Here is an 18,397-nt window from a genome sequence, read left to right as displayed (position 1 = left end):
GGCCGCCCGAGGCACGACCGCACCGGGACCGGCGTCCCAAGGCCCCGCGCCCCGAAACCGTGCGGCTGCAGGCCCGGCCACCCGAGGCCCAGCCAGTCCAGGGCGAACCTCCCAAGACCCAACCACTCCAGGACCGACACCCCGAAACCCTACGGCTCCAAGCCCAGCCACCCGAAGCCCAGCCAGTCCAAGGCGAACCTCCCAAGACCCAACCACTCCAGGACCGACACCCCGAAACCCTGCGCCTCCAAGCCCGGCCACCCGAGGCTCGGCCGTTCAGGGACCGGCGTCGCGTTCCCGGGCGGCGTCCCGGATGCCGGACGGCGCCGCGCTTCCCGGCACGCCCTCGATGCCGTCGACCGACGCGCGGGCCGGTGGCCCTCACCTGGGTGACGGCTCCGACCGTCCCGATCTGGTGATCCTGGCCCCGGTCACCCCGCTGGACGGCGTACTGGTCAACGACTTGACCGTCCTGTCCATCCCCCACCTGCTCGTGTCCGCCTTCGAGGGCCACGGTTCCGTGGGACCGCTCGTCCTCCCCGGCGAGACCGCCTGCCTGCACTGCCTCGATCTGGCGCGCCGTGACGCCGACCCCGCGTGGCCCATCGTCACCGCGCGACTGGGCGGCTACCCACCCGGCGAGATCGCCTGCGACGCGACCCTGGCCACGCTGGTGGCGGCCGCCGCGACGGGCCACGCGCTCGCTTACATCGACGGTCGCGACCCTGTTGTGACCAACGGCACATTGGACGTCATGCCTGATTGGCAGTGGAAAACCAGGTCATGGACCCAGCATCCGCAATGTCGTTGTATGCGAAACCATCCGTATCGCCCAGAATGGTCATGTCAGTCGCAAGCGATGGGCTGACGCAGTACGGGGAACCTCGAAGGGGGGAAGCGGTGTCTCAGCCACGATGCCGCGCTTCAGTGTGAGCGATCTGCCGCGCCGCGCCGTAACGCGTTCCGCCAAGCTGGCCACTCTTCCACTCGGCTATGCCGGCCGCGCCGCCCTGGGGCTCGGCAAACGGATCGGCGGCAAGCCGGCCGAGATCGTCGCCCAGGAGATCCAGCAGCGCACCGCCGAACAGATCTTCAAGGTCCTCGGCGAGCTCAAGGGCGGGGCGATGAAGGTCGGGCAGGCGCTGTCCATCTTCGAGGCCGCCTTGCCTCAGGAGATCGTCGGGCCCTATCGCGCCACGCTCACCAAGCTGCAGGAATCGGCCCCGCCGTTGCCCGTGGCCACGGTCCACAAGGTGCTCACCGAGCAACTCGGTGACGATTGGCGCGACTACTTCGAGTCGTTCGACGACCGGCCGACCGCCGCCGCCTCGATCGGCCAGGTGCACCGGGCGGTCTGGCATGACGGCCGCGACGTGGCGGTGAAGATCCAGTATCCGGGTGCGGGCAAGGCCCTGCTCGGCGACTTCGCCCAGCTGTCGCGGCTCGGCAAGCTCTTCGGTGTGCTGATGCCCGGCCTCGACATCAAGGCGGTGCTGGCCGAGCTGCGCGAGCGCATCGCCGAGGAGCTCGACTACCTGCGCGAGGCCGAAGCCCAGCACGCCTTCGCCCTCGGCTTCATGGACGACCCCGACTTCCACGTTCCCGACGTGGTCGCCGCCAACGAGATGGTGCTGGTCACCGAGTGGATGGACGGCACTCCCCTGTCCCAGGTCATCGCCGACGGCACCAAGGAGCAGCGTGACCACGCGGGGCTGCTCTTCGTCCGCTTCCTGTTCTGCTCACCGGCCCGGGTCGGCATGCTGCACGCCGACCCACATCCCGGTAACTTCCGCATCCTCGACAACGGCAAGCTGGGCGTCCTCGACTTCGGCGCCGTCAACCGCCTGCCCGACGGCTATCCCAGGTCCTTCGGCCAGCTGACCCGCATCTTCAACCAGGGCGACATGGACAGCGTGGTCGCCGGCCTGCGCGCCGAGGGCTTCATCCGCCCTGAGATCGAGGTGGACACCGACGCCCTGCGCTCGTTCCTCTCCCCCTACGTCGAGCCGACTGCGGTCGAGGAGTTCACCTTCAGCCGCGAATGGTTTCAGGCCCAGGCGGCCAGCGTGACCGACTTCCGCCCCACCAACGTGGTCCGCCAGCTCAACCTGCCGGTCTCCTACGTGCTCATCCACCGGGTGCACGCGGCGGGCGTCGGCGTCCTCTGTCAGCTGGGCACCACGGCCCGCTTTCGAGACGAGGTGATCCGCTGGGTCCCAGGCTTCGCCGACGACCCCGACGACGAGGCGCTGCCGGTTAGCTGAGCCCGGCTGTCACAGCTCGCCGGTCAGCCGAGCCGGACTTTAACCGCTCGACAGTTGGCCGAGCCCGCATGTGGCCACTCGCCGTTCATGGCGGCGAGCGGCTGGTCGCACGTAGCCGGTCGGTGCTGAGCCTGGATGCGGCCGGTCGCCGTACACGATGGCGAGCAGTCAGCCAGACCGGGACACGGTCGTGTACCTGCCCGCCGAGCGGCGATTGGGTGAGGTCACGGCACACCAACGGGTCGGGGGCGATGTAGACGCCACAGCAGACCGGGACACGGTCGCCTACCTGCCCGCCAAGCAGCATGTACACCGGGAGCCCTGCGGCCTCCCCTGCGACGTCCCACAACGCGTGGTCGATGGCCGAGATCGCGGCCGGCCCGATCGCGCCCGGCGGGAACCGGGCCTCCTGGATCGGCCTGCGCACCACGTACTCGACTCGCCGTGGGTCGACGCCCTTGATCTGCTGAAACATGAGGGATGGACCCCCATCGACAGGCAGCCGGTCACGACCCTCTGCCGTCACGGGCCGGGGAGGCGTGCGGCTTCTCGACTAGAGAGTCGGTCATGTAACCACGGCGGTGTTTGTGGTAGCTCTTCCTGATCGCGTCTTTCGGTCGGGGTCAGGGAGAGGCTTGTGGTTCATGCGTCCCAGAGCGTGGCACCCGCCGGTGGAGTTGTCGGCGGCTGAGCAGTCCATCATCAAACGGATCAAGCGGGCCAAGCTGTTCATCTTCTTGCGGCTGTATCGGCATGAGCTGTTCGATGCGGCCTTCCAGGAGGAGCTGGCGGGCATGTACGGCGAGGTGTCCAAAGGGCATCCGCCGATCCCGCCGGCACAGCTGGCGTTGGCGACCATTCTGCAGGCTTATGCGGGGGTCTCCGATGATGAGGTGATCGAGGCGCTGGTGATGGACCGGCGCTGGCAGCTGGTGCTGGACTGCCTGGATGCCGAGCGGCCGCCGTTCGCCAAGGGCACCCTGAACGCCTTCCGGACCCGGCTGATGGAGGCGAACCTGGACCGCCGGTTGATCGAGCGCACCATCGAGATCGCACAGGTCAGCGGCGCGTTCGGGCCGCGGGCGTTACGCGGGGCGCTGGATTCGTCCCCGTTATGGGGCGCCGGGCGGGTGGAAGACACCTGGAATCTGATGGGACACGCCCTGCGCAAAGCTGTGGGTGTGATCGCGCGCCGGCAGGGGTGGGGGCTGGCGGAGGGCACCGCCCGGATCGCGGGCCAGGCCGGCGCGCCACAGCTGGCCGCCTCCAGCCTGAAGGCCGCGCTGGATGCCGACTGGGACGATCCGGCCGACCGGCAGCGGGCGCTGCAGGCGGTGCTGGACTGCCTGAACGCGGTGGAGACGTTCATCGACTCCCATCCCGAGGCTCCCGTCGCCAGCCAGGCACGCGCATGCGTCCAGATCGCCGAGCAGGTCCGCGAGCAGGACGTCACCCTGGCCGCCGACGGCGCACCGGTGCTGATCCGCGGGGTGGCCAAGGACCGGCGGATCAGCGTGGAAGACGCCGACATGCGCCATGGCCGCACGTCCCGCTCGGTGTTGTTCGATGGCTACAAACGGCACGTGCTGGCCGACCTGGACACCCACCTGGTGCACGCGGTCGGCATCACTGCGGCCAACGTGCCGGAGGCCGCCGTGACCGGCGACATCGCCGCCGACCTGGCCGCCCAGCACGCCACACTGACCGAACTGCACATCGACCGCGCCTACCTGTCCTCACATCTGGTCCGCGAGCGCGAGGCGGATCTAGCGATCTTCTGCAAGGCCTGGCGGGTCCGCGCGCCCGGCGACCGCTTCGCCAAGACCGCGTTCACCATCGACTTCTCCACCGGAGAGCTGACCTGCCCCAACCAGGTGAGCATGCCGTTGCGGCCCGGACAGACGGTGCGTTTCCCGAAGAACGTCTGCGCCGCTTGCCCGCTGCGCGAGCGCTGCACCACCAGCACAGGCGGCCGCAGCGTAAGCATCCACCCCGACGAGCAACTCCTGATCGAACTGCGCGAACGCCAGCAAACCCTCGAAGGCCGCGCCCAGTTGCGTCAGCGAGTCGGCATCGAACACGTCCTGGCACACATCGGCCGCTGGCAAGACCGCCGCGCCCGCTACAAAGGCACCCGCAAGAACCTGTTCGACCTGCGCCGCACCGCCGTGGTCCACAACCTCCACGTCATCGCCAGACAACAAGACGGCTACCACCTCGCCGCCTGATCATTACCTGACCGACTCTCTAGTGACCCAATCACGATCGGTCGAACGGCGGCCCGATCAGGGTCTGCCGAGCAGCGGGTCGGTCCCTCCCGGTTGGCGCATGCCTCTGAGCAGCGTGCCCACCCCGTCGGCGAGCACACGCGCGCCCTCCTCGCGCGAGTCCAGGAACCAACCGGGCAGCGGACTGCGCAGCGAGCAGGTGAGCTCGATGCTGACGAGGCCATGGATCGTGGTCCACACCAGGTATGCCATCCGGGTGGGCTCTTCTGAACCCGCCATGATCTCGGTGAGCAGGCTGAATGTCCGCCCGAGGGCGTCCTGCCGCAGCTCCGGCGAGGGGTCGAAGTCAGGCAGCGGCCGTTCGAACATCAACGCGAAGAGCGCCGGATCGGCCAGCGCGAACTCCCGGTATCCGTAGGCCACCGCCATGATCCGCTCGAACGGCTCCGCTTGACCGTCGAGCGAGCGCAGCAGCACCTCTTGCAGCACGTCGAACCCGTACTGATAGATCGCCGCCAGCAGCCCCGCCCGCCCGCCGAAGCACGTGTAGATGCCCATCGTGGACGTCCGCGCCTCCTCGGCCACGCGGCGGAGCGTCAGCTGCGGCGCCCCTTGCTCGCGAAGGACGCGTACGGCCGCGGCGAGCAGGTCGCCGCGCAACTCGCCGACTTCTTTCGAGGTGCTTACGTCTCTCCCCACCCTCTTACCCTAACGGGCCATAACGCTCATCATAACGAGCGTTATCAGCCATCGAGACAGGAGCTCTGACATGCGTTCATCGGCTCTCTACCGCGCCACCGCCATGGCCGGTTTCGCCTCCGCCGTGCTGCTGGTGATCAACGTTTTCCGCCGCGCGGGCCTGCTGCCGGAGACAACGCTCACCCACGCCATCGCCCCCTTCGGGGCGTTGACCGGCTTACTCGCGATCACCGGCCTCTTCCTGCTCGTTCGCGGTGCGGCCGGCACCCTCGGCCTGATCGGCTACCTGCTCAACGCCGCGGGACTGGCCGGGGCCTACGCGATCGAGTACACCTTGCACTATGTCTTCCCCTTCCTGGGCGGAACCAAGGTGAACGAACTGCTGACCGGAGGCACCGGGCAGGCGTTCCTCGCCACTTCGGTCGTACTGCTGGCGGGGGTCCTGACCTTCAGCGCGGCGGCTCTACGAGAAGGCACGCTGCCGGCCCTCGCAGTCGTGCTCTACGCGGCCGGCATGATCCCCGGGGCGCTGCGGAACATGGTCCCGCTTCCCATTTATCTGATCGGCCTGGCAGTGGCCGCGGCGGGAATCGCCTGGATGTCGGCCCGTCTCTGGTCGGCCCAGGAGGACCCGGCGCTCCTGCCCACTGGGCGGCGGATGCCCGCTTAGTTCGCCAGTGACATTCGGGACGGTCCTGGCCTCGGCAGGAGGCCGGGATCGACGGTAGGCCCAGCCCTACCAACAAAGGTAGGAATGTACGCCCTGCGCGGTGGGCGCACCCCCATCGAGATCGGCCGGCCGAGCGGCGAGGCTGACGACCGTGATCGAAGTGAATGAACTGACCATGAGATACGGGGACAAGGTCGCCGTCGACGATCTGACGTTCAGTGTGAAACCGGGACTGGTGACCGGCTTCCTCGGCCCGAACGGCGCCGGTAAGTCCACCACCATGCGCGCCGTTCTCGGCCTCGAGATGCCCAGCGCGGGCAAGGCGCTGGTGAACGGCCGCCCATACGCCTCGATCCGCCGCCCCATGAAGTCGATGGGGGCGCTGCTCGACGCCGGGGCGGTGCACGGGGGCCGCAGCGCGTACGCGCACCTGGCCTGTCTGGCGCGCAGCAACGGCATCGGCCGCACCCGCGTGAGCGCCGTCCTCGACCAGGTCGGCCTGATGGACGTCGCCGGCAAGCGGATCAGCGGTTTCTCGCTCGGCATGCGCCAGCGCCTGGGGATCGGCACCGCGCTCCTCGGGGATCCGGGGGTGCTGATGCTCGACGAGCCGCTGAACGGGCTGGACCCAGAGGGCATCCGCTGGCTGCGCGACCTGCTGCGTTCGCTGGCGGCCGAGGGCCGTACCGTGCTGGTGTCCAGTCACCTCATGAACGAGATGGCGCTCACCGCCGACCACGTCATCGTCATCGGACGGGGCCGGCTGATCGCCGACACCGCCATGAACGCCCTGGCCGGGCACTTCCAGGGCGACGTGCTGGTCCGCACGCCCCACCCGGAGCGGCTCGCCGCCATCATGCGCACGCGCGGGGCGACGGTGGTGGCTGAGGACGACGGCGCCCTGTCCGTCCGTGACCTGGACGCGGCCGAGATCGGCTTGCTGGCGCTGTCCGGAGGAATCGCACTGGCGGAGCTGTCTCCGCGCGGCGCGTCCCTGGAGGAGGCGTTCATGCGGCTCACCGAGGACAGCACGGAATACAAGGCTGGCGCCGGGGAGACCGGCCGATGATCGACGTGATCGCTTCCGAGTGGCTGAAGCTTCGCTCGCTCCGCTCGAACCTCTATCTGCTGGCCTGCTCGCTGGCGGCCGTCGTGGCCTGCGCCGGAATCGCGTTCATGATCGGCCGCGGGTTCGACAACCAGACGATGGAAGAGAGGATGGCCTTCCCCACCAACGGGGACGGCGTCGGCAACGGGATCGCGGCCGCCTACTTCGTGTTCGCCCTGCTGGGCGCCCTGGCGATCACCTCGGAGTACGGCACCGAGATGATCCAGACGAGCCTGGTGGCCGTGCCGCGCCGGCAGGTGCTCCTGCTGGCCAAGGTGCCGGGCCTGGCCGCGGTCGCGCTGGTGGCGGGTCAGGTCCTGGCGTTCGTCATGCACGCGGCCTCCATGGCGGCGCTCGGCGACCGGGCCGGCCAGTTGCTCCGCGACGGGGTGACGCTGGGCACGTCGTTGTCGGAGCCGGGCGTGCTCGCCTCGGTGGTCGTCGCCGGGCTGTCGATGGCCGCGGTCGCGCTGATCGGGCTCGGCGTCGGGGCCGCCATCCGCTCCACCCCCGGCGCGCTGGTCGCGCTGACCGTGATCATCGTGGTGCTGCCGGTGGTGGCCAAGACGCTGCCCATGCCGCTGCGCGCGCAGGCCGGCTCGTTCATGATCGAGAACCTGCCGCTCCAGATCGCGGGGGTCGGCGGTGGGCAACTGTCGCCCGCGGCCGCTGCGGGGCTGCTGGTCGCGTACGTGATCGCCGCGTTGACGGCGGGCGCCACGATGATCGCGTTGACCGGGCGCAGGATCAAGGTGCTGGCGATCGGCGCGGCCGCGGCCGTCCTGGTGTCGGCGGTGCCCGCCGCCGCGGCCGGTTCGCCGGGCTCCGGCCAGTCGACGCTGACCTGGGGGGACTGCGCGGACAAGATCCCGTCGAAGGAGATGCGCTGCGCCTCGATCAAGGTGCCCCTGGACTGGACCAAGCCGTCCGGACGCAAGATCGACCTGACCGTCGGTCTGCTCCCGACCACCGGCTTCGAACGCCGGATGGGCACGGTATTCGCGATCCCCGGCGGGCCGGGCGGCTCGGGTGTGGAGGATCTGAGCAAGTACGCGGGTAGCTTCATCGAGCTGCGCGCCCGTTTCGACGTGGTCACCGTCGAGCCCCGCAACACCGTCGACAAGGGCGTGCTGCCATTCGACTGCCTCGCCTCCGGCCCGTGGATCACCTGGCCCGACACCCCAGCCGAGTACGCCGAGCTGGGCAGACGCAACCGGGCAGCGGCAGAGCGATGCCGCGCCGCCGATCCCGAGTTCTTCGATCACATGGATTCGGCCTCCGTGGCGCGGGACATGGAGGCGATCCGCGTCGCGCTCGGAGAGGAGAAGCTGAGCTTCATCGCCAGCTCCTACGGCGGCAGACCCGGGATCGAATACTCCCGGTTGTTCCCCGGCCGGGTGCGCGCGATGGTGTTCGACGGCGCGGAGAACCCGTACGTCGACCGCGTGCAGGGCAGACTCCCTCATGAGAAGTCCTTCACCCGCTTCGCCGCCTGGTGCGAGGCGACCACCACCTGCGCGCTGCACGGCCAGGATGTCGACGAGGTCTGGCGGGCTCTGGTGGACCGGGCCGACCGCGTCCCGGTCCCGGTCAAGGGCGAATCGCCGCAGGCCGCCTACAGCGGGTTCGACATCAAGGAGGCCGCCGCCCCCAGCATCATCTCACCGGGCCCCGAGCCTGAGTACCCCCGATGGAAGCAACTCGCCGAGGCGATCAAACGGGCCGCCGGTGGTGACGCTTCAGGTTTCGCCGACTACGTCCGGCAGACCATGAAAAGCCCGAAGGTCCCCTCGCCGGTCGGGATGAACATGACACATTGCCTCGACGGCTTCGCCTACCGCGACTACGAGGAGTACCGGAAGAAGCGCCGCGAGGGTGAGCGCCTGCTGCCGAACATCGCCGGGACCGAGCTCTGGCACCCACTCGCCTGCGTCGGCTGGCCGACCCCCGTCACCAACCCGCCCGGGCCGCTGCTTACCAAGGGGTTGCCACCCTACCTGGGCGTCGGCGCCTGGACGGACTTCGCAGGGTCCGCGGACATCGTGCGGCGGGTGCCCGGCTCGGCCGCGGTCCAGTACCAGTGGCACGGCCACGCCCTCTACAACAGCGGAAACTCCTGCATCATCTCCCACGTCAACCGCTACCTGATCAGCCTGCGGCTCCCCGCGAAGGGCACCGTGTGCCCCAAGGCCGTCACCTGACGGACGGCCGTGCCTCCCGGACTCTTCCAGCGGCCTGCGTGGGACTTCGCCCTCTCCGTGGTAGGGCTGGGCCTACTGCCCGCGCGGCACCGAGCGGGCAGACTGCTGAGGTGAGCAGGATCCAGCGTGTCTTCCGACCCCCCGCCGGGCTGCTGCTGAACGCCGCCACGGGCCTGGCGGCGTGGCTGCTTCTCCTCCTGCTGGCGGGGTGCGCGCTGCTGGTCCCCGTAGGCGGGCTCGGCCGGCCGCTGCTGGCCCGCGTGCTCGCCATGGCCCGGGCCCTGGCCGGTTTCCAGCGCACCCGGGCGGCCCGTACGCTCGGCCACGAGATCATGGAACCGCGTCAGCAGGACCGCACCGCGCGCGACGTGGCCTGGCTGACCGTCCACGCCGTCGTCGGACCGGCCTGCCTGATCACTATCGGCATGGTCTCCTTCGGGGCGGTACTGTCCTTCGCCGGCGTGATCATTGGCCTGCCCACGGCGTCGCCGACGGGGTCCATCGGGTTACCCAGCGGGTTGATAGCGCTCACCCTGATACTGGCCATCCTGGCCTTCGCGGCGATCACGCTCGTCGCGGTCCCGCTGCTGCACACCTTGCAGGCCCGCCTGACCGAGCGGCTGCTGCGGCCCACCTCCTCCCTGGCGGGGCGGGTCAGGGAGCTGACCGAGTCCAGGGCGGCGGCCATCGACGCGCAGGCCGCCGAGGTGCGCCGGATCGAGCGCGACCTGCACGACGGCGTGCAGGCCAGGCTCATCGCGGTACGGATGAACCTTGGGCTGGCCAAGAGCACAAGCGACCCCGATCAGGTCCGCGAGCTGGTGGGAGAGGCGTGGGAATCCGTCGGGCAAGCCCTCATCGACCTGCGCGACCTGGTGCGCGGCATCCACCCGCCGGTGCTCGCCGACCGAGGGCTCGCGGGTGCGATCCAGGCCGCCGCACTGCTCTGTCCGATCCCGGTGAAGGTCGACATCGACCTGCACGCCCGTCCGGAGCCACCCGTCGAGTCGGCGGTCTACTTCGCGGCCGCCGAAGCCCTGACGAACGTGGCCAAGCACAGCGCCGCCACTCGGGCATGGGTACGGCTGCGCCACGGGGGCGGCATCCTGCGGCTGGCGGTGGGCGATGATGGACGCGGCGGCGCCGACCCGGCGGCCGGGACCGGCCTCGACGGCATCCGGCGCCGCCTGTCGGCCTTTGACGGCACTCTCGCCGTACACAGTCCGCCCGGCGGCCCGACCCGAGTCACCATGGAGTTACCGTGCGCGTTGTCATCGCCGAAGATCTAGCGCTGCTGAGAGACGGGCTGGTCCGTCTGCTGTCGGCGCACGGCTTCGAGGTGGTCGAGGCCGTCGACAACGCGCCGATGCTGCTCGACGCACTGATTCGGCACCGGCCGGACGTGGCCGTGATCGACGTACGGCTGCCGCCGACACTGACGGACGAGGGGCTGCGCGTCGCTCTCGAGGCACGCAAGAGGCAGCCGGGGTTGCCGGTTCTGATCCTTTCGCAGTATGTCGAGCAGCTCTACGCCCGCGAGCTGTTGTCCGACCATTCCGGCGGCGTGGGTTACCTGTTGAAGGATCGGATCGGTGATGTGGAGCAGTTCGTCGACTCGGTGCGCCGGGTGGCGGCGGGTGGCACCGCGATGGACAGCGAGGTGATCTCCCAGCTCCTCATCCGCCGGGAGCGGGACGAGCCGCTCGGCGACCTCACCCCGAAGGAGCGCGAGGTGCTCGCGATGATGGCCGAGGGCATGTCCAACGCCGCGATCGCCGCCCGCCTGTTCGTCACGGACAAGGCGATCGGCAAGCACACCAACAACATCTTCGCCAAGCTGGGACTGCCGCCGTGCGACGACCACAATCGCCGGGTGATGGCGGTCCTCGCCTACCTCGAAGCCGAGCCCGGCTAGTTGTTCTGTCGCGCGAGGCCGACCTCGGATACGCCACGCGAGGCCGACCTTGGATATGCAGAGCGGCCGGGCGCTGGATGCGCCCGGCCGCTCACTCACTCCGCGTGGATCAACGGAACAATTGGCTGGCTAGATCAACTGCGTGGAAAACCGCTCGATCAACTAAGAGCCCGCAACGGGAGATCCTGCGCCGGCGGCAGGATCTCCCGCATCAGACCTCCTGGCCAAGAGCCCGGCTGAGGCGCTCGTTCGCCCGCTCGACGCTGCGGCGCGCACGCTGCACGCGACGAATGCGGGCGGCGAGACGTTGCTCCTCGGCTTCGCGGTGGAGGGTTTGTATTCGGTCGTTTACCAGTTCATGGTAGAGATACGGCACCTTGAGGCTCCTCGTGGAGAACGCGGTCATCTGTCTGTCTGCTTTCTGCTCGATGGGGACGGGGGGATTGTGGGTCAGGCAGCGACCGGGTGCTTCCGCGGACGACCGCGGGGCCGCTTGCGGGGAACAACGGCTCCCCGGAGGATCAGTTCGCCGCCCCAGACGCCCCACGGCTCCTCGCGCTCGAGCGCGCGGGCCAGGCAGGCCTTCTGGATCGGGCAGCCGCCGCAGAGCGCCTTCGCGAACTCCACGTCCTCCGGCGACTCGGCGAACCACAGGTCAGGGTCGGTACGACAGGGGATCTTGGCTTCGTCGATCAGGTCCATGATCGTCATCGCCCCCATCACGTTCTCCTTTTGATCGATCTTTTTGATCTTGGTCGGGCACCTCGTGGGTGGTTGGGGATCACGGACAAACAAAGAGGCCGCGGATCCTGTCTGCGGATCCGCGGCCTGGAGGCTATTTACCGGTCAGGTTATGACCGGTACATCCCTCCAGGGATGCGGACCGCGCAGTCCACCCTTGGGGTTCTGCTGGGTCGGCAATTCACTGGCTGCTGCGACATACACGAGAGCGCTCGGCGTGGCCCCGGCACGGCGGGCATGCGCGAACACGGCGGGCTCCTGGCGACGGGCAGACTTCTGCTGCCGCAGCTTGGCCGGCCCATCGACGAGCCTCACCAGGTCACGGCATGCGGAGGCGAGCCACGGCGTGGCCGACATGTTGATGCTGATCACTGGGACTCACCTCCACTCATGAGATCGTCGGACAGGACCTGTCCGACTCGCTTGACCATGACCCTAAACCGGGAACCGAAGAACCGGCAACATATTTTCTACCTGCGATTTTGTGACTTTGTCACGCGGATCATGGCCTCCTGTACGACCGAGACGACGAGGTCACCGGACGCAGTGAACATCTCACCCCGCGCAAGCCCCCTCGCTCCCCCGGACCAGGGGGACTCATGTGCGTAGAGCAACCAGTCGTCCGCCCTGAACGGCCGGTGGAACCACATCGCGTGGTCCAGCGAGGCCCCCATGACATCGGACGCGCCCCACGCCATGCCGTGCGCGAGCAGGATCGTGTCGACCAGCGTGAAGTCGGACGCGTAGGCGGCCAGCACCACGTGCAGCAGCGGATCGTCGGGGAGATCCGCGTCGTAGCGGAACCACACGTTGGTCTCTGCACTGCGCAATTCGGGGTTGCGGTGTGCCTCCCACGTCAGGGGTGAGGCGTAGCGCGCGTCTACCGGCCGCGGCCGGGACAGCCACTCCTTGTATTCGGAGTTGTCGCCGACGATCTCCGCCATCCGCTCCTGAAAGGTCGGAAGCGTCGCGGGATCGGGTACGGCCGGCATCACGGACGCCTGATGCTCGACGCCCTCCTCGAAGACGTGGAACGACGCGGACATGGTGAAAATGGCCTTGCCATGCTGGATCGCCTGGACCCTGCGCGTGGTGAACGACCGCCCGTCACGCAACCGCTCGACGTTGTAGACGATCGGGATGGACGGGTCGCCAGGGCGGATGAAGTAGGCGTGCAGCGAGTGCACGTTCCGGTCGGAAGGCACGGTACGGCCGGCGGCGACGAGCGCCTGCGCGGCCACCTGACCGCCGAAGACGCGCTGAATACGCTCCTCCGGGCTACGGCCACGGAAGATGTCGAGCTCGATCTGCTCCAGGTCGAGCAGGTCGAGCAATTCCTTCAACGCCTCGTTCACGAATCCCCCTACCAACCACCATTAGCCCCTAAGTCTGGCGTGCCCCCACACCTCCCACCAACCCGGCACCCCTTTACCGCGGATCTCCCCCGGCGAACGGGCGGCGGTCGGTACGCCACGCAAATGGAGCAACCAGCTGAAAGGCCGCAGCGGACCACGGACACGGCCAAGGGACGCGACGTAACGGCGGCCAGCCGGGGAAGCTGGTAACCGTATCCCTGGAGGGCCCTGAGCCGCGCACGGCGGTTGGCGCCTTCCCGTGCCTGCCGTACAAAAAGGCCGTATAAAAGCTCACGCGCGGCACAGCGCGAGCACGGCATCCCCGTAGCGGTCGAGTTTGACGCGGCCGATGCCCGTAATAGACAGAAGGTCCTGCTCGGTGACCGGCGCGCGCTCAGCGATGGCCTGCAGCGTCACGTCGGTGAACACCACGTACGGCGGCAGCTTGGCCTCCTTGGCGGTGGCGGCGCGCCACGCTTTGAGCCGCTCCAGCAGCGCCTCGTCGTAATCGGCCGGGCAGGTGACGCACCGCCCCAGCTTCTGTTCCGTGGCCGCCACCAGCGTCTTGGCGCACACCCGGCAGCTGACCGTAACGGCGACCGACCGCCGCTCGCGTGAAACCGAACCCGAGCCAACACCGACGCCGACGCCGGAGCCCGCGGTGGCGGCGCGCGCGGGGCGGCCGGTGAGGCCGTCGAGGAAGCGGGACGGGCGGCGTCCCTTGCGGCCGCCGGGCGCACGTGCCAGGGCCCAGGAGATCGACAGGTGCTCACGCGCCCGCGTCACCCCCACATAGAGCAGGCGCCGCTCCTCCTCGATCTGTTCAGGCGTCTCCGCGTAGACGATGGGCAGCATCCCGTCCGTGACGCCGACCAGGAAGACCGCGTCCCACTCCAGTCCCTTGGCGGCGTGCAGGGAGGCCAGGGTCACGCCCTCCACGGGCGGGGCGTGCTGCTCGGAGGCGCGCCGCTCCAGCTCCGCGACGTAGGCGGCGAGGTCGGCGCCCTCCGCGGCCATGTCCTCGGCGAGGTCGGCCAGCGCCTTGAGGGACTCCCATTTCTCGCGCGCCTTGCCACCGCCCGGCGCCGTGGGCGTCAGGCCGACGCCCGCCAGGATGTGGTGGACCTCCGTGGCCAGCGGCTCCTCGGAGGCGGATCTGGCGGCGCCGCGCATCAGTACGACGGCGTGCCGCACTTCGGGGCGTTCGAAGAAGCGCTCGGCGCCGCGCAGGACGTAGGGGATCTCGGCCTTGGACAGGGCCTCCTCATACGCCGCCGACTGGGAGTTGACGCGGAACAGAATGGCGATCTCGCGGGACTGGACCCCCTGGTCGAGCAGCTTCCTGATCGCCCGGGCGACTCCGGCGGCCTCGGCGGGCTCGTCGTCGTAGTCGGCGAAGACCGGCCGGGGGCCGTCGGGCCGCTGGGCGACGAGTTCGAGACGGTGCGGGGAGCGGCCCTTGGCGATGACCAGGTTGGCCAGGTTCACCACCTGAGGGGTGGAACGGTAGTCGCGGACCAGCTTGATCACGGAGGCCTTCGGGTGTTCGACGGCGAAGCCCGTGAGGTAGCGCGGCGAGGCGCCGGTGAAGGAGTAGATGGTCTGGTTGGGGTCGCCGACCACGCACAGGTCGTCGCGACCGCCGAGCCAGGTATCGAGCAGGAGCTTCTGCAGCGGGTTGACGTCCTGGTACTCGTCGACGACGAAGTAGCGGTATTGCTGGCGGATCTGTGTGGCGACCTCCTGGTGCTCGGTCATCACCGCGGCGGTCAGCTCCAGGATCGTCTCGAAGTCGACCAGGTGCCGCTCGCGCCTGATCCGCTCGTACGCCTCATAGAGCCGGGCCACCTCCTCGGCGGGCACCGGCGGCGTCCTGGAGGACTTGGCGGCGGCCGCGGCGTAGTCTTCGGGGCCGACCTGGGTGACCTTGGCCCACTCGACCTCCGCCGCGATGTCCCGCAGCTCGGACCGATCCGGATTTTTCCGGATCTGGCGGCAGGCTTCGATCAGGATCGGCAGCTTGGATTCGATCACCGAGGGCGCTTCGCCACCTATGACCCGCGGCCAGAAGTAGGTGAGCTGCCGCAGCGCCGCAGCATGGAACGTCCGCGCCTGCACCCCCGGCGCCCCCAGCGCCCGCAGCCGCTGCCGGAGCTCCCCCGCCGCCCGTGTGGTGAACGTCACCGCCAGCACGCTGGGGGCGTCGACGACCCCGCTGCGTACGGCGTGAGCGATCCTGTGGGTGATCGCCCTGGTCTTACCCGTGCCCGCACCTGCGAGAACGCACACGGGACCGCGTACGGCCTCGGCCACCTCGCGCTGCTCCGGATCGAGGCCGGACAGGACATCGTCCACATTGGTCACCTGTCAATCCTCCCAGCCAGTGGCGGTGAAGGGCTCCATTCTGGCAACATGCCGCCCGTCGTCCGAATCATGACAAGATGCAAAGAACTGGTCTCTTCCCCCACAATGGGGCCCGACCAACTGCATGGGGGAAAGGGCAGGCCGTGCGAACTGCGGTGCTCGTGAGCGTTCTCGCGCTCGCTGCCGTCACGTTGACACCGATGTCGGCGCAGGCGACGAAGGACCCGACACCGAGCCCCGTGTCGACCACGTCCCCCGACCCGTACGGGCTCAGCGGTTTATCCACCGAGTCCGTCTCGTACGGCTCGCGCCGCCGCCAGGACATGGACGTGTGGTGGACCTCGGACGGTACCAAGCGACCCGGCGTCTTCCTGATCCACGGCGGCTGGTGGTCCAGCGGCGACAAGAAACAGATGACCGAGATCGCCCGTAGTTACGCTGATCTCGGCTACACGGTCTTCAACATCAACTACCGGCTCTCCGGCGAGGCGGCGTGGCCCGCGCAGCGGATCGACGCGCTGGCCTCGATCGCTCTGGCGCGCAAGCACGCCGAGCGCTGGTCGTTCGACCCGAACAACTACGTCGTGGTGGGCTTCTCGGCGGGCGGGCACATCGCCGCGGCGGTCGGCACGTACGGCGACGGGCAGCGGGGGCTCAAGGGCGTGGTCGGCCTCTCGCCGATCATCTCGCCGCTGCGCGCGTACGCCGACGGCGCGACCTCCACGGACCCGTACAAGCGCAAACTGCGCGCCTCGGCGATCAAGCTGGCCGGTGGGTGCCTGCCCAGGGGCAAGTGCTCGCGCGTCTGGGCCAGCATGGAGGTGGCCTGGCACGCCAGCCACAACGACGCGCCGGTACTGACCGTGCACTCCACGGACGAGTTCGTGCCGCCGGCGCAGAGCCAGCTGCTCAAGGAGATGCTCGGCCAGGTCGGCGTGCCCGTGACGATCTTCACCTCACCCGGCGTCGCGCACAGCGCGCCCCTCTACCGCGAGATGGGTGTGGCCGAGCGGGTGCAGGAGTGGATCGCCGATCGCATCGGCTAGGAATTACCTGGGGCGTCCAGGTTGTTGCACCGACCGCCTGCTTTACGCCTCGAAGGGATGTCCACATGGCGCTCACGGTCTACAGCACCACCTGGTGCGGTCCCTGCAAGCGACTCAAGTCGCAGCTCACCCGTGAGGGGATCAGCTTCGACGAGATCGACATCGAGCGGAACCCCGATGCCGCCGAGTTCGTGATGAGCGTCAACAACGGCAACCAAGTGGTGCCCACCGTGGTGATCGAGACGCCCGCTGGGCGGGTGGTCCGCACCAACCCGTCGGCTCGCGAGGTGAAGGCGCTTCTCGAGGCGGCCTGAGGTTTTTAACGGGCTCGGGCCCCAGCGCTGGCTGAAGCCCGAGCAAAGTGGTTAGCATGACCTTGAGGACCTGGGTGCTAGTTTCACCCAGGTCCCCTTTAGTTCAGGTGATTGTCGATCTTGTGCTCCAGGCGCACCATCTCGGCCTTGAGCTCGGATCGCACGTCCATGATGTCGCCCTTGAGCTCCACCACCGCATTGGTGATGGCGCCCGTGACCGCTTCGATGATGCGGCCCTCCGAGGCCCTGACCTTGTCGTCTATCCACACCTCCGTGGCGGCGATTTGGATGGCCAGCTTCTGCCGTTCGAGTTCCAGGATTTGCTGGATGTGGGTCTCTTGCATGGTCATGAGCATAGCCTTTCGTTACCGAAGGTGTCTTCGAATCTACGCTAAGTGACCGTCGCTTACCAGTCCCCTGAAAGCGGTCCCCCGTACCAGGTCTCGATGAGGCGCCGGGCGATCGAGACCGGTGGAGGCAGGCGGACCTCGCCCGACCGCAGGGCCTCCACCAGCTCCTCGCGGGAGAACCAGCGGGCCTCGGCGATCTCCTCCGCGTCAGGGGTGAGGGTCGTCGTGGTGGCGTGGGCGAAGAAGCCGAGCATCAGGCTGCGCGGGAACGGCCACGGCTGGCTGCCGAGATAGCGGGGGTCGACGACGGTGACGCCCACCTCCTCGGCCACCTCGCGGATCACGGCGTGCTCCAGCGACTCCCCCGGCTCCACGAACCCGGCCAGGATCGACAGCCGTCCCTCCGGCCACTGCGGGCCGCGGGCCAGCAGGCAACGGTCGTCCTCGTCGCGGACGAGCATGATCACCGCTGGGTCCACGCGTGGGAAGTGCTGGCTGGAGTCACGCGGGCAGACCCGGATGTGGCCGCCCGCCTGCACGTCCGTACGGCTGCCGCAGCGCGGGCAGAACTCGTGCGTCGAGTGCCAGGCCTCCAGCGCCACCGCGTAGACCAGCATCCCCGCGTCGCGGTCGCCCAGCAGGCCGCCCACCTGGCGCAGACCCGCGACGACCAGCTCGCCCTCGGCCGTGTCGCGCAGGCTCATCGGCATCGTGACGCGGCCGTTGACGTCGCCGGCCCGCGAGCCGGGCAGCGGCGCGGCGACCGCGAAGTAGGCGGTGCCGTCCTCGACCCCCAGCAGGTAGCGCTCGCCCGCCGGCGCCTCCGATGGCGCGTAGAGGACCGCGTGCACCTCGTCGCCGGCGCGCTTGACCAGCGTCCGGCCGTCGTCGATCACCAGCACCTTGGTCGCCGGATCCGCCCAGGCACGCTCCAGCCAACCGGCGTTCGCCCGCAGGGCGGACGACCTGTCGATGGTGCCGCGCGCGAGGAGCAGCGGTCCGATGAGTTGCTCTTCCACCCTCGTCTGCACGGGCCCCACCCTTCCCAAATCCCATGTCATCCTATGACCGCCACCGAATGTGGGGTCTTGTATCCGGGATGATCTCCCAACGGCTAGGATCAGCGAGTTAGGTTAGGCTTA

Annotated in this window: 19 protein-coding genes; 10 read left to right on the top strand and 9 right to left on the bottom strand. The window is 68.9% G+C overall.

Annotated elements, in window-relative coordinates:
- The first annotated feature begins 313 nt into the window (after positions 1 to 313).
- Positions 314 to 868, top strand: a complete 555-nt coding sequence (locus ACQP2T_RS09310; protein ID WP_433515765.1) for a hypothetical protein — start codon at positions 314 to 316, stop codon at positions 866 to 868.
- A 46-nt stretch (positions 869 to 914) separates the two neighbouring features.
- Positions 915 to 2,264: an ABC1 kinase family protein gene (locus tag ACQP2T_RS09305; RefSeq protein WP_433515764.1), complete on the top strand. Its 1,350-nt coding sequence runs from the start codon at positions 915 to 917 to the stop codon at positions 2,262 to 2,264.
- Between the two features lie 85 nt (positions 2,265 to 2,349).
- On the opposite strand, the gene ACQP2T_RS09300 is transcribed toward ACQP2T_RS09305, so the two are convergent.
- A complete protein-coding gene (locus ACQP2T_RS09300) occupies positions 2,350 to 2,739 on the bottom strand; it encodes a hypothetical protein (RefSeq protein ID WP_433515763.1) in 390 nt (129 codons plus the stop codon).
- Positions 2,740 to 2,908: 169 nt separating this feature from the next.
- On the opposite strand from ACQP2T_RS09300, the gene ACQP2T_RS09295 reads away from it, so the two are divergent.
- Positions 2,909 to 4,492: an IS1182 family transposase gene (locus ACQP2T_RS09295; protein WP_433515762.1), complete on the top strand. Its 1,584-nt coding sequence runs from the start codon at positions 2,909 to 2,911 to the stop codon at positions 4,490 to 4,492.
- A 57-nt stretch (positions 4,493 to 4,549) separates the two neighbouring features.
- On the opposite strand, the gene ACQP2T_RS09290 is transcribed toward ACQP2T_RS09295, so the two are convergent.
- Positions 4,550 to 5,191, bottom strand: a complete 642-nt coding sequence (locus ACQP2T_RS09290; protein WP_433515761.1) for a TetR/AcrR family transcriptional regulator — start codon at positions 5,189 to 5,191, stop codon at positions 4,550 to 4,552.
- A 70-nt stretch (positions 5,192 to 5,261) separates the two neighbouring features.
- On the opposite strand from ACQP2T_RS09290, the gene ACQP2T_RS09285 reads away from it, so the two are divergent.
- The 5 genes from ACQP2T_RS09285 to ACQP2T_RS09265 all read left to right on the top strand — a co-directional run bounded on the left by ACQP2T_RS09285 (position 5,262) and on the right by ACQP2T_RS09265 (position 11,085).
- Complete coding sequence (locus ACQP2T_RS09285; protein ID WP_433515760.1) at positions 5,262 to 5,861, top strand: hypothetical protein; 600 nt, start codon at positions 5,262 to 5,264, stop codon at positions 5,859 to 5,861.
- 151 nt (positions 5,862 to 6,012) lie between these two features.
- Positions 6,013 to 6,930, top strand: coding sequence for an ABC transporter ATP-binding protein (locus ACQP2T_RS09280; protein WP_433515759.1), 918 nt, complete (start codon positions 6,013 to 6,015; stop codon positions 6,928 to 6,930).
- A complete protein-coding gene (locus ACQP2T_RS09275; RefSeq protein ID WP_433515758.1) occupies positions 6,927 to 9,170 on the top strand; it encodes an alpha/beta fold hydrolase in 2,244 nt (747 codons plus the stop codon). Before ACQP2T_RS09280 ends, ACQP2T_RS09275 begins: the two co-directional genes overlap by 4 nt.
- A 110-nt stretch (positions 9,171 to 9,280) precedes the next feature.
- Positions 9,281 to 10,459, top strand: coding sequence for a histidine kinase (locus tag ACQP2T_RS09270; protein WP_433515757.1), 1,179 nt, complete (start codon positions 9,281 to 9,283; stop codon positions 10,457 to 10,459).
- A complete protein-coding gene (locus tag ACQP2T_RS09265; RefSeq protein WP_433515756.1) occupies positions 10,432 to 11,085 on the top strand; it encodes a response regulator transcription factor in 654 nt (217 codons plus the stop codon). Before ACQP2T_RS09270 ends, ACQP2T_RS09265 begins: the two co-directional genes overlap by 28 nt.
- A 211-nt stretch (positions 11,086 to 11,296) precedes the next feature.
- Here the strand turns inward: ACQP2T_RS09265 and ACQP2T_RS09260 are convergent, their stop codons facing one another.
- The 5 genes from ACQP2T_RS09260 to ACQP2T_RS09240 form a co-directional block, all read right to left on the bottom strand.
- A complete protein-coding gene (locus ACQP2T_RS09260; protein ID WP_433515755.1) occupies positions 11,297 to 11,491 on the bottom strand; it encodes a hypothetical protein in 195 nt (64 codons plus the stop codon).
- Positions 11,492 to 11,535: 44 nt separating this feature from the next.
- On the bottom strand, positions 11,536 to 11,805 hold the full coding sequence (locus tag ACQP2T_RS09255; protein ID WP_358551527.1) for a WhiB family transcriptional regulator: 270 nt from the start codon (positions 11,803 to 11,805) through the stop codon (positions 11,536 to 11,538).
- A gap of 126 nt (positions 11,806 to 11,931) precedes the next feature.
- Positions 11,932 to 12,198 carry a hypothetical protein gene (locus ACQP2T_RS09250; protein WP_433515754.1) on the bottom strand — a complete coding sequence of 89 codons (267 nt, stop codon included), beginning with the start codon at positions 12,196 to 12,198 and terminating at the stop codon, positions 11,932 to 11,934.
- A gap of 98 nt (positions 12,199 to 12,296) precedes the next feature.
- Positions 12,297 to 13,181, bottom strand: a complete 885-nt coding sequence (tesB, locus tag ACQP2T_RS09245; protein WP_433515753.1) for an acyl-CoA thioesterase II — start codon at positions 13,179 to 13,181, stop codon at positions 12,297 to 12,299.
- Between the two features lie 291 nt (positions 13,182 to 13,472).
- The gene (locus ACQP2T_RS09240) at positions 13,473 to 15,536 is read right to left on the bottom strand and encodes an ATP-dependent DNA helicase UvrD2 (RefSeq protein WP_433519744.1); all 2,064 of its coding nucleotides are present in this window, start codon (positions 15,534 to 15,536) and stop codon (positions 13,473 to 13,475) included.
- Positions 15,537 to 15,688: 152 nt separating this feature from the next.
- Here ACQP2T_RS09240 and ACQP2T_RS09235 point away from each other — a divergent pair, with 152 nt between their 5' ends.
- Both ACQP2T_RS09235 and ACQP2T_RS09230 read left to right on the top strand, forming a co-directional pair.
- Entirely contained in the window at positions 15,689 to 16,591 is a 903-nt protein-coding gene (locus tag ACQP2T_RS09235; protein ID WP_433515752.1) for an alpha/beta hydrolase, read from the top strand.
- Between the two features lie 65 nt (positions 16,592 to 16,656).
- A complete protein-coding gene (locus tag ACQP2T_RS09230; protein WP_357944454.1) occupies positions 16,657 to 16,905 on the top strand; it encodes a glutaredoxin family protein in 249 nt (82 codons plus the stop codon).
- 98 nt (positions 16,906 to 17,003) lie between these two features.
- Here the strand turns inward: ACQP2T_RS09230 and ACQP2T_RS09225 are convergent, their stop codons facing one another.
- Both ACQP2T_RS09225 and nudC read right to left on the bottom strand, forming a co-directional pair.
- Positions 17,004 to 17,255: a hypothetical protein gene (locus ACQP2T_RS09225; protein WP_433515751.1), complete on the bottom strand. Its 252-nt coding sequence runs from the start codon at positions 17,253 to 17,255 to the stop codon at positions 17,004 to 17,006.
- 56 nt (positions 17,256 to 17,311) lie between these two features.
- Entirely contained in the window at positions 17,312 to 18,286 is a 975-nt protein-coding gene (gene nudC / locus ACQP2T_RS09220; RefSeq protein ID WP_433515750.1) for an NAD(+) diphosphatase, read from the bottom strand.
- Positions 18,287 to 18,397 lie beyond the last annotated feature (111 nt).

Source organism: Nonomuraea sp. CA-143628 (genome assembly GCF_050942315.1).
Classification (GTDB): Bacteria; Actinomycetota; Actinomycetes; order Streptosporangiales; family Streptosporangiaceae; genus Nonomuraea.
Note: the sequence above shows the minus strand (reverse complement) of the source record. Positions and strands in the feature narration are given on the sequence as shown.

Bases quoted from the DNA above. Each gene is read 5' to 3' on its own strand.
- ACQP2T_RS09255 (WP_358551527.1), bottom strand. From the start codon at position 11,805: ATGGGGGCGATGACGATCATGGACCTGATCGACGAAGCCAAGATCCCC.
- ACQP2T_RS09305 (WP_433515764.1), top strand. From the start codon at position 915: ATGCCGCGCTTCAGTGTGAGCGATCTGCCGCGCCGCGCCGTAACGCGT.
- ACQP2T_RS09300 (WP_433515763.1), bottom strand. From the start codon at position 2,739: ATGTTTCAGCAGATCAAGGGCGTCGACCCACGGCGAGTCGAGTACGTG.
- ACQP2T_RS09310 (WP_433515765.1), top strand. From the start codon at position 314: ATGCCGGACGGCGCCGCGCTTCCCGGCACGCCCTCGATGCCGTCGACC.
- ACQP2T_RS09225 (WP_433515751.1), bottom strand. From the start codon at position 17,255: ATGACCATGCAAGAGACCCACATCCAGCAAATCCTGGAACTCGAACGG.
- ACQP2T_RS09275 (WP_433515758.1), top strand. From the start codon at position 6,927: ATGATCGACGTGATCGCTTCCGAGTGGCTGAAGCTTCGCTCGCTCCGC.
- ACQP2T_RS09230 (WP_357944454.1), top strand. From the start codon at position 16,657: ATGGCGCTCACGGTCTACAGCACCACCTGGTGCGGTCCCTGCAAGCGA.
- ACQP2T_RS09260 (WP_433515755.1), bottom strand. From the start codon at position 11,491: ATGACCGCGTTCTCCACGAGGAGCCTCAAGGTGCCGTATCTCTACCAT.
- ACQP2T_RS09285 (WP_433515760.1), top strand. From the start codon at position 5,262: ATGCGTTCATCGGCTCTCTACCGCGCCACCGCCATGGCCGGTTTCGCC.
- ACQP2T_RS09295 (WP_433515762.1), top strand. From the start codon at position 2,909: ATGCGTCCCAGAGCGTGGCACCCGCCGGTGGAGTTGTCGGCGGCTGAG.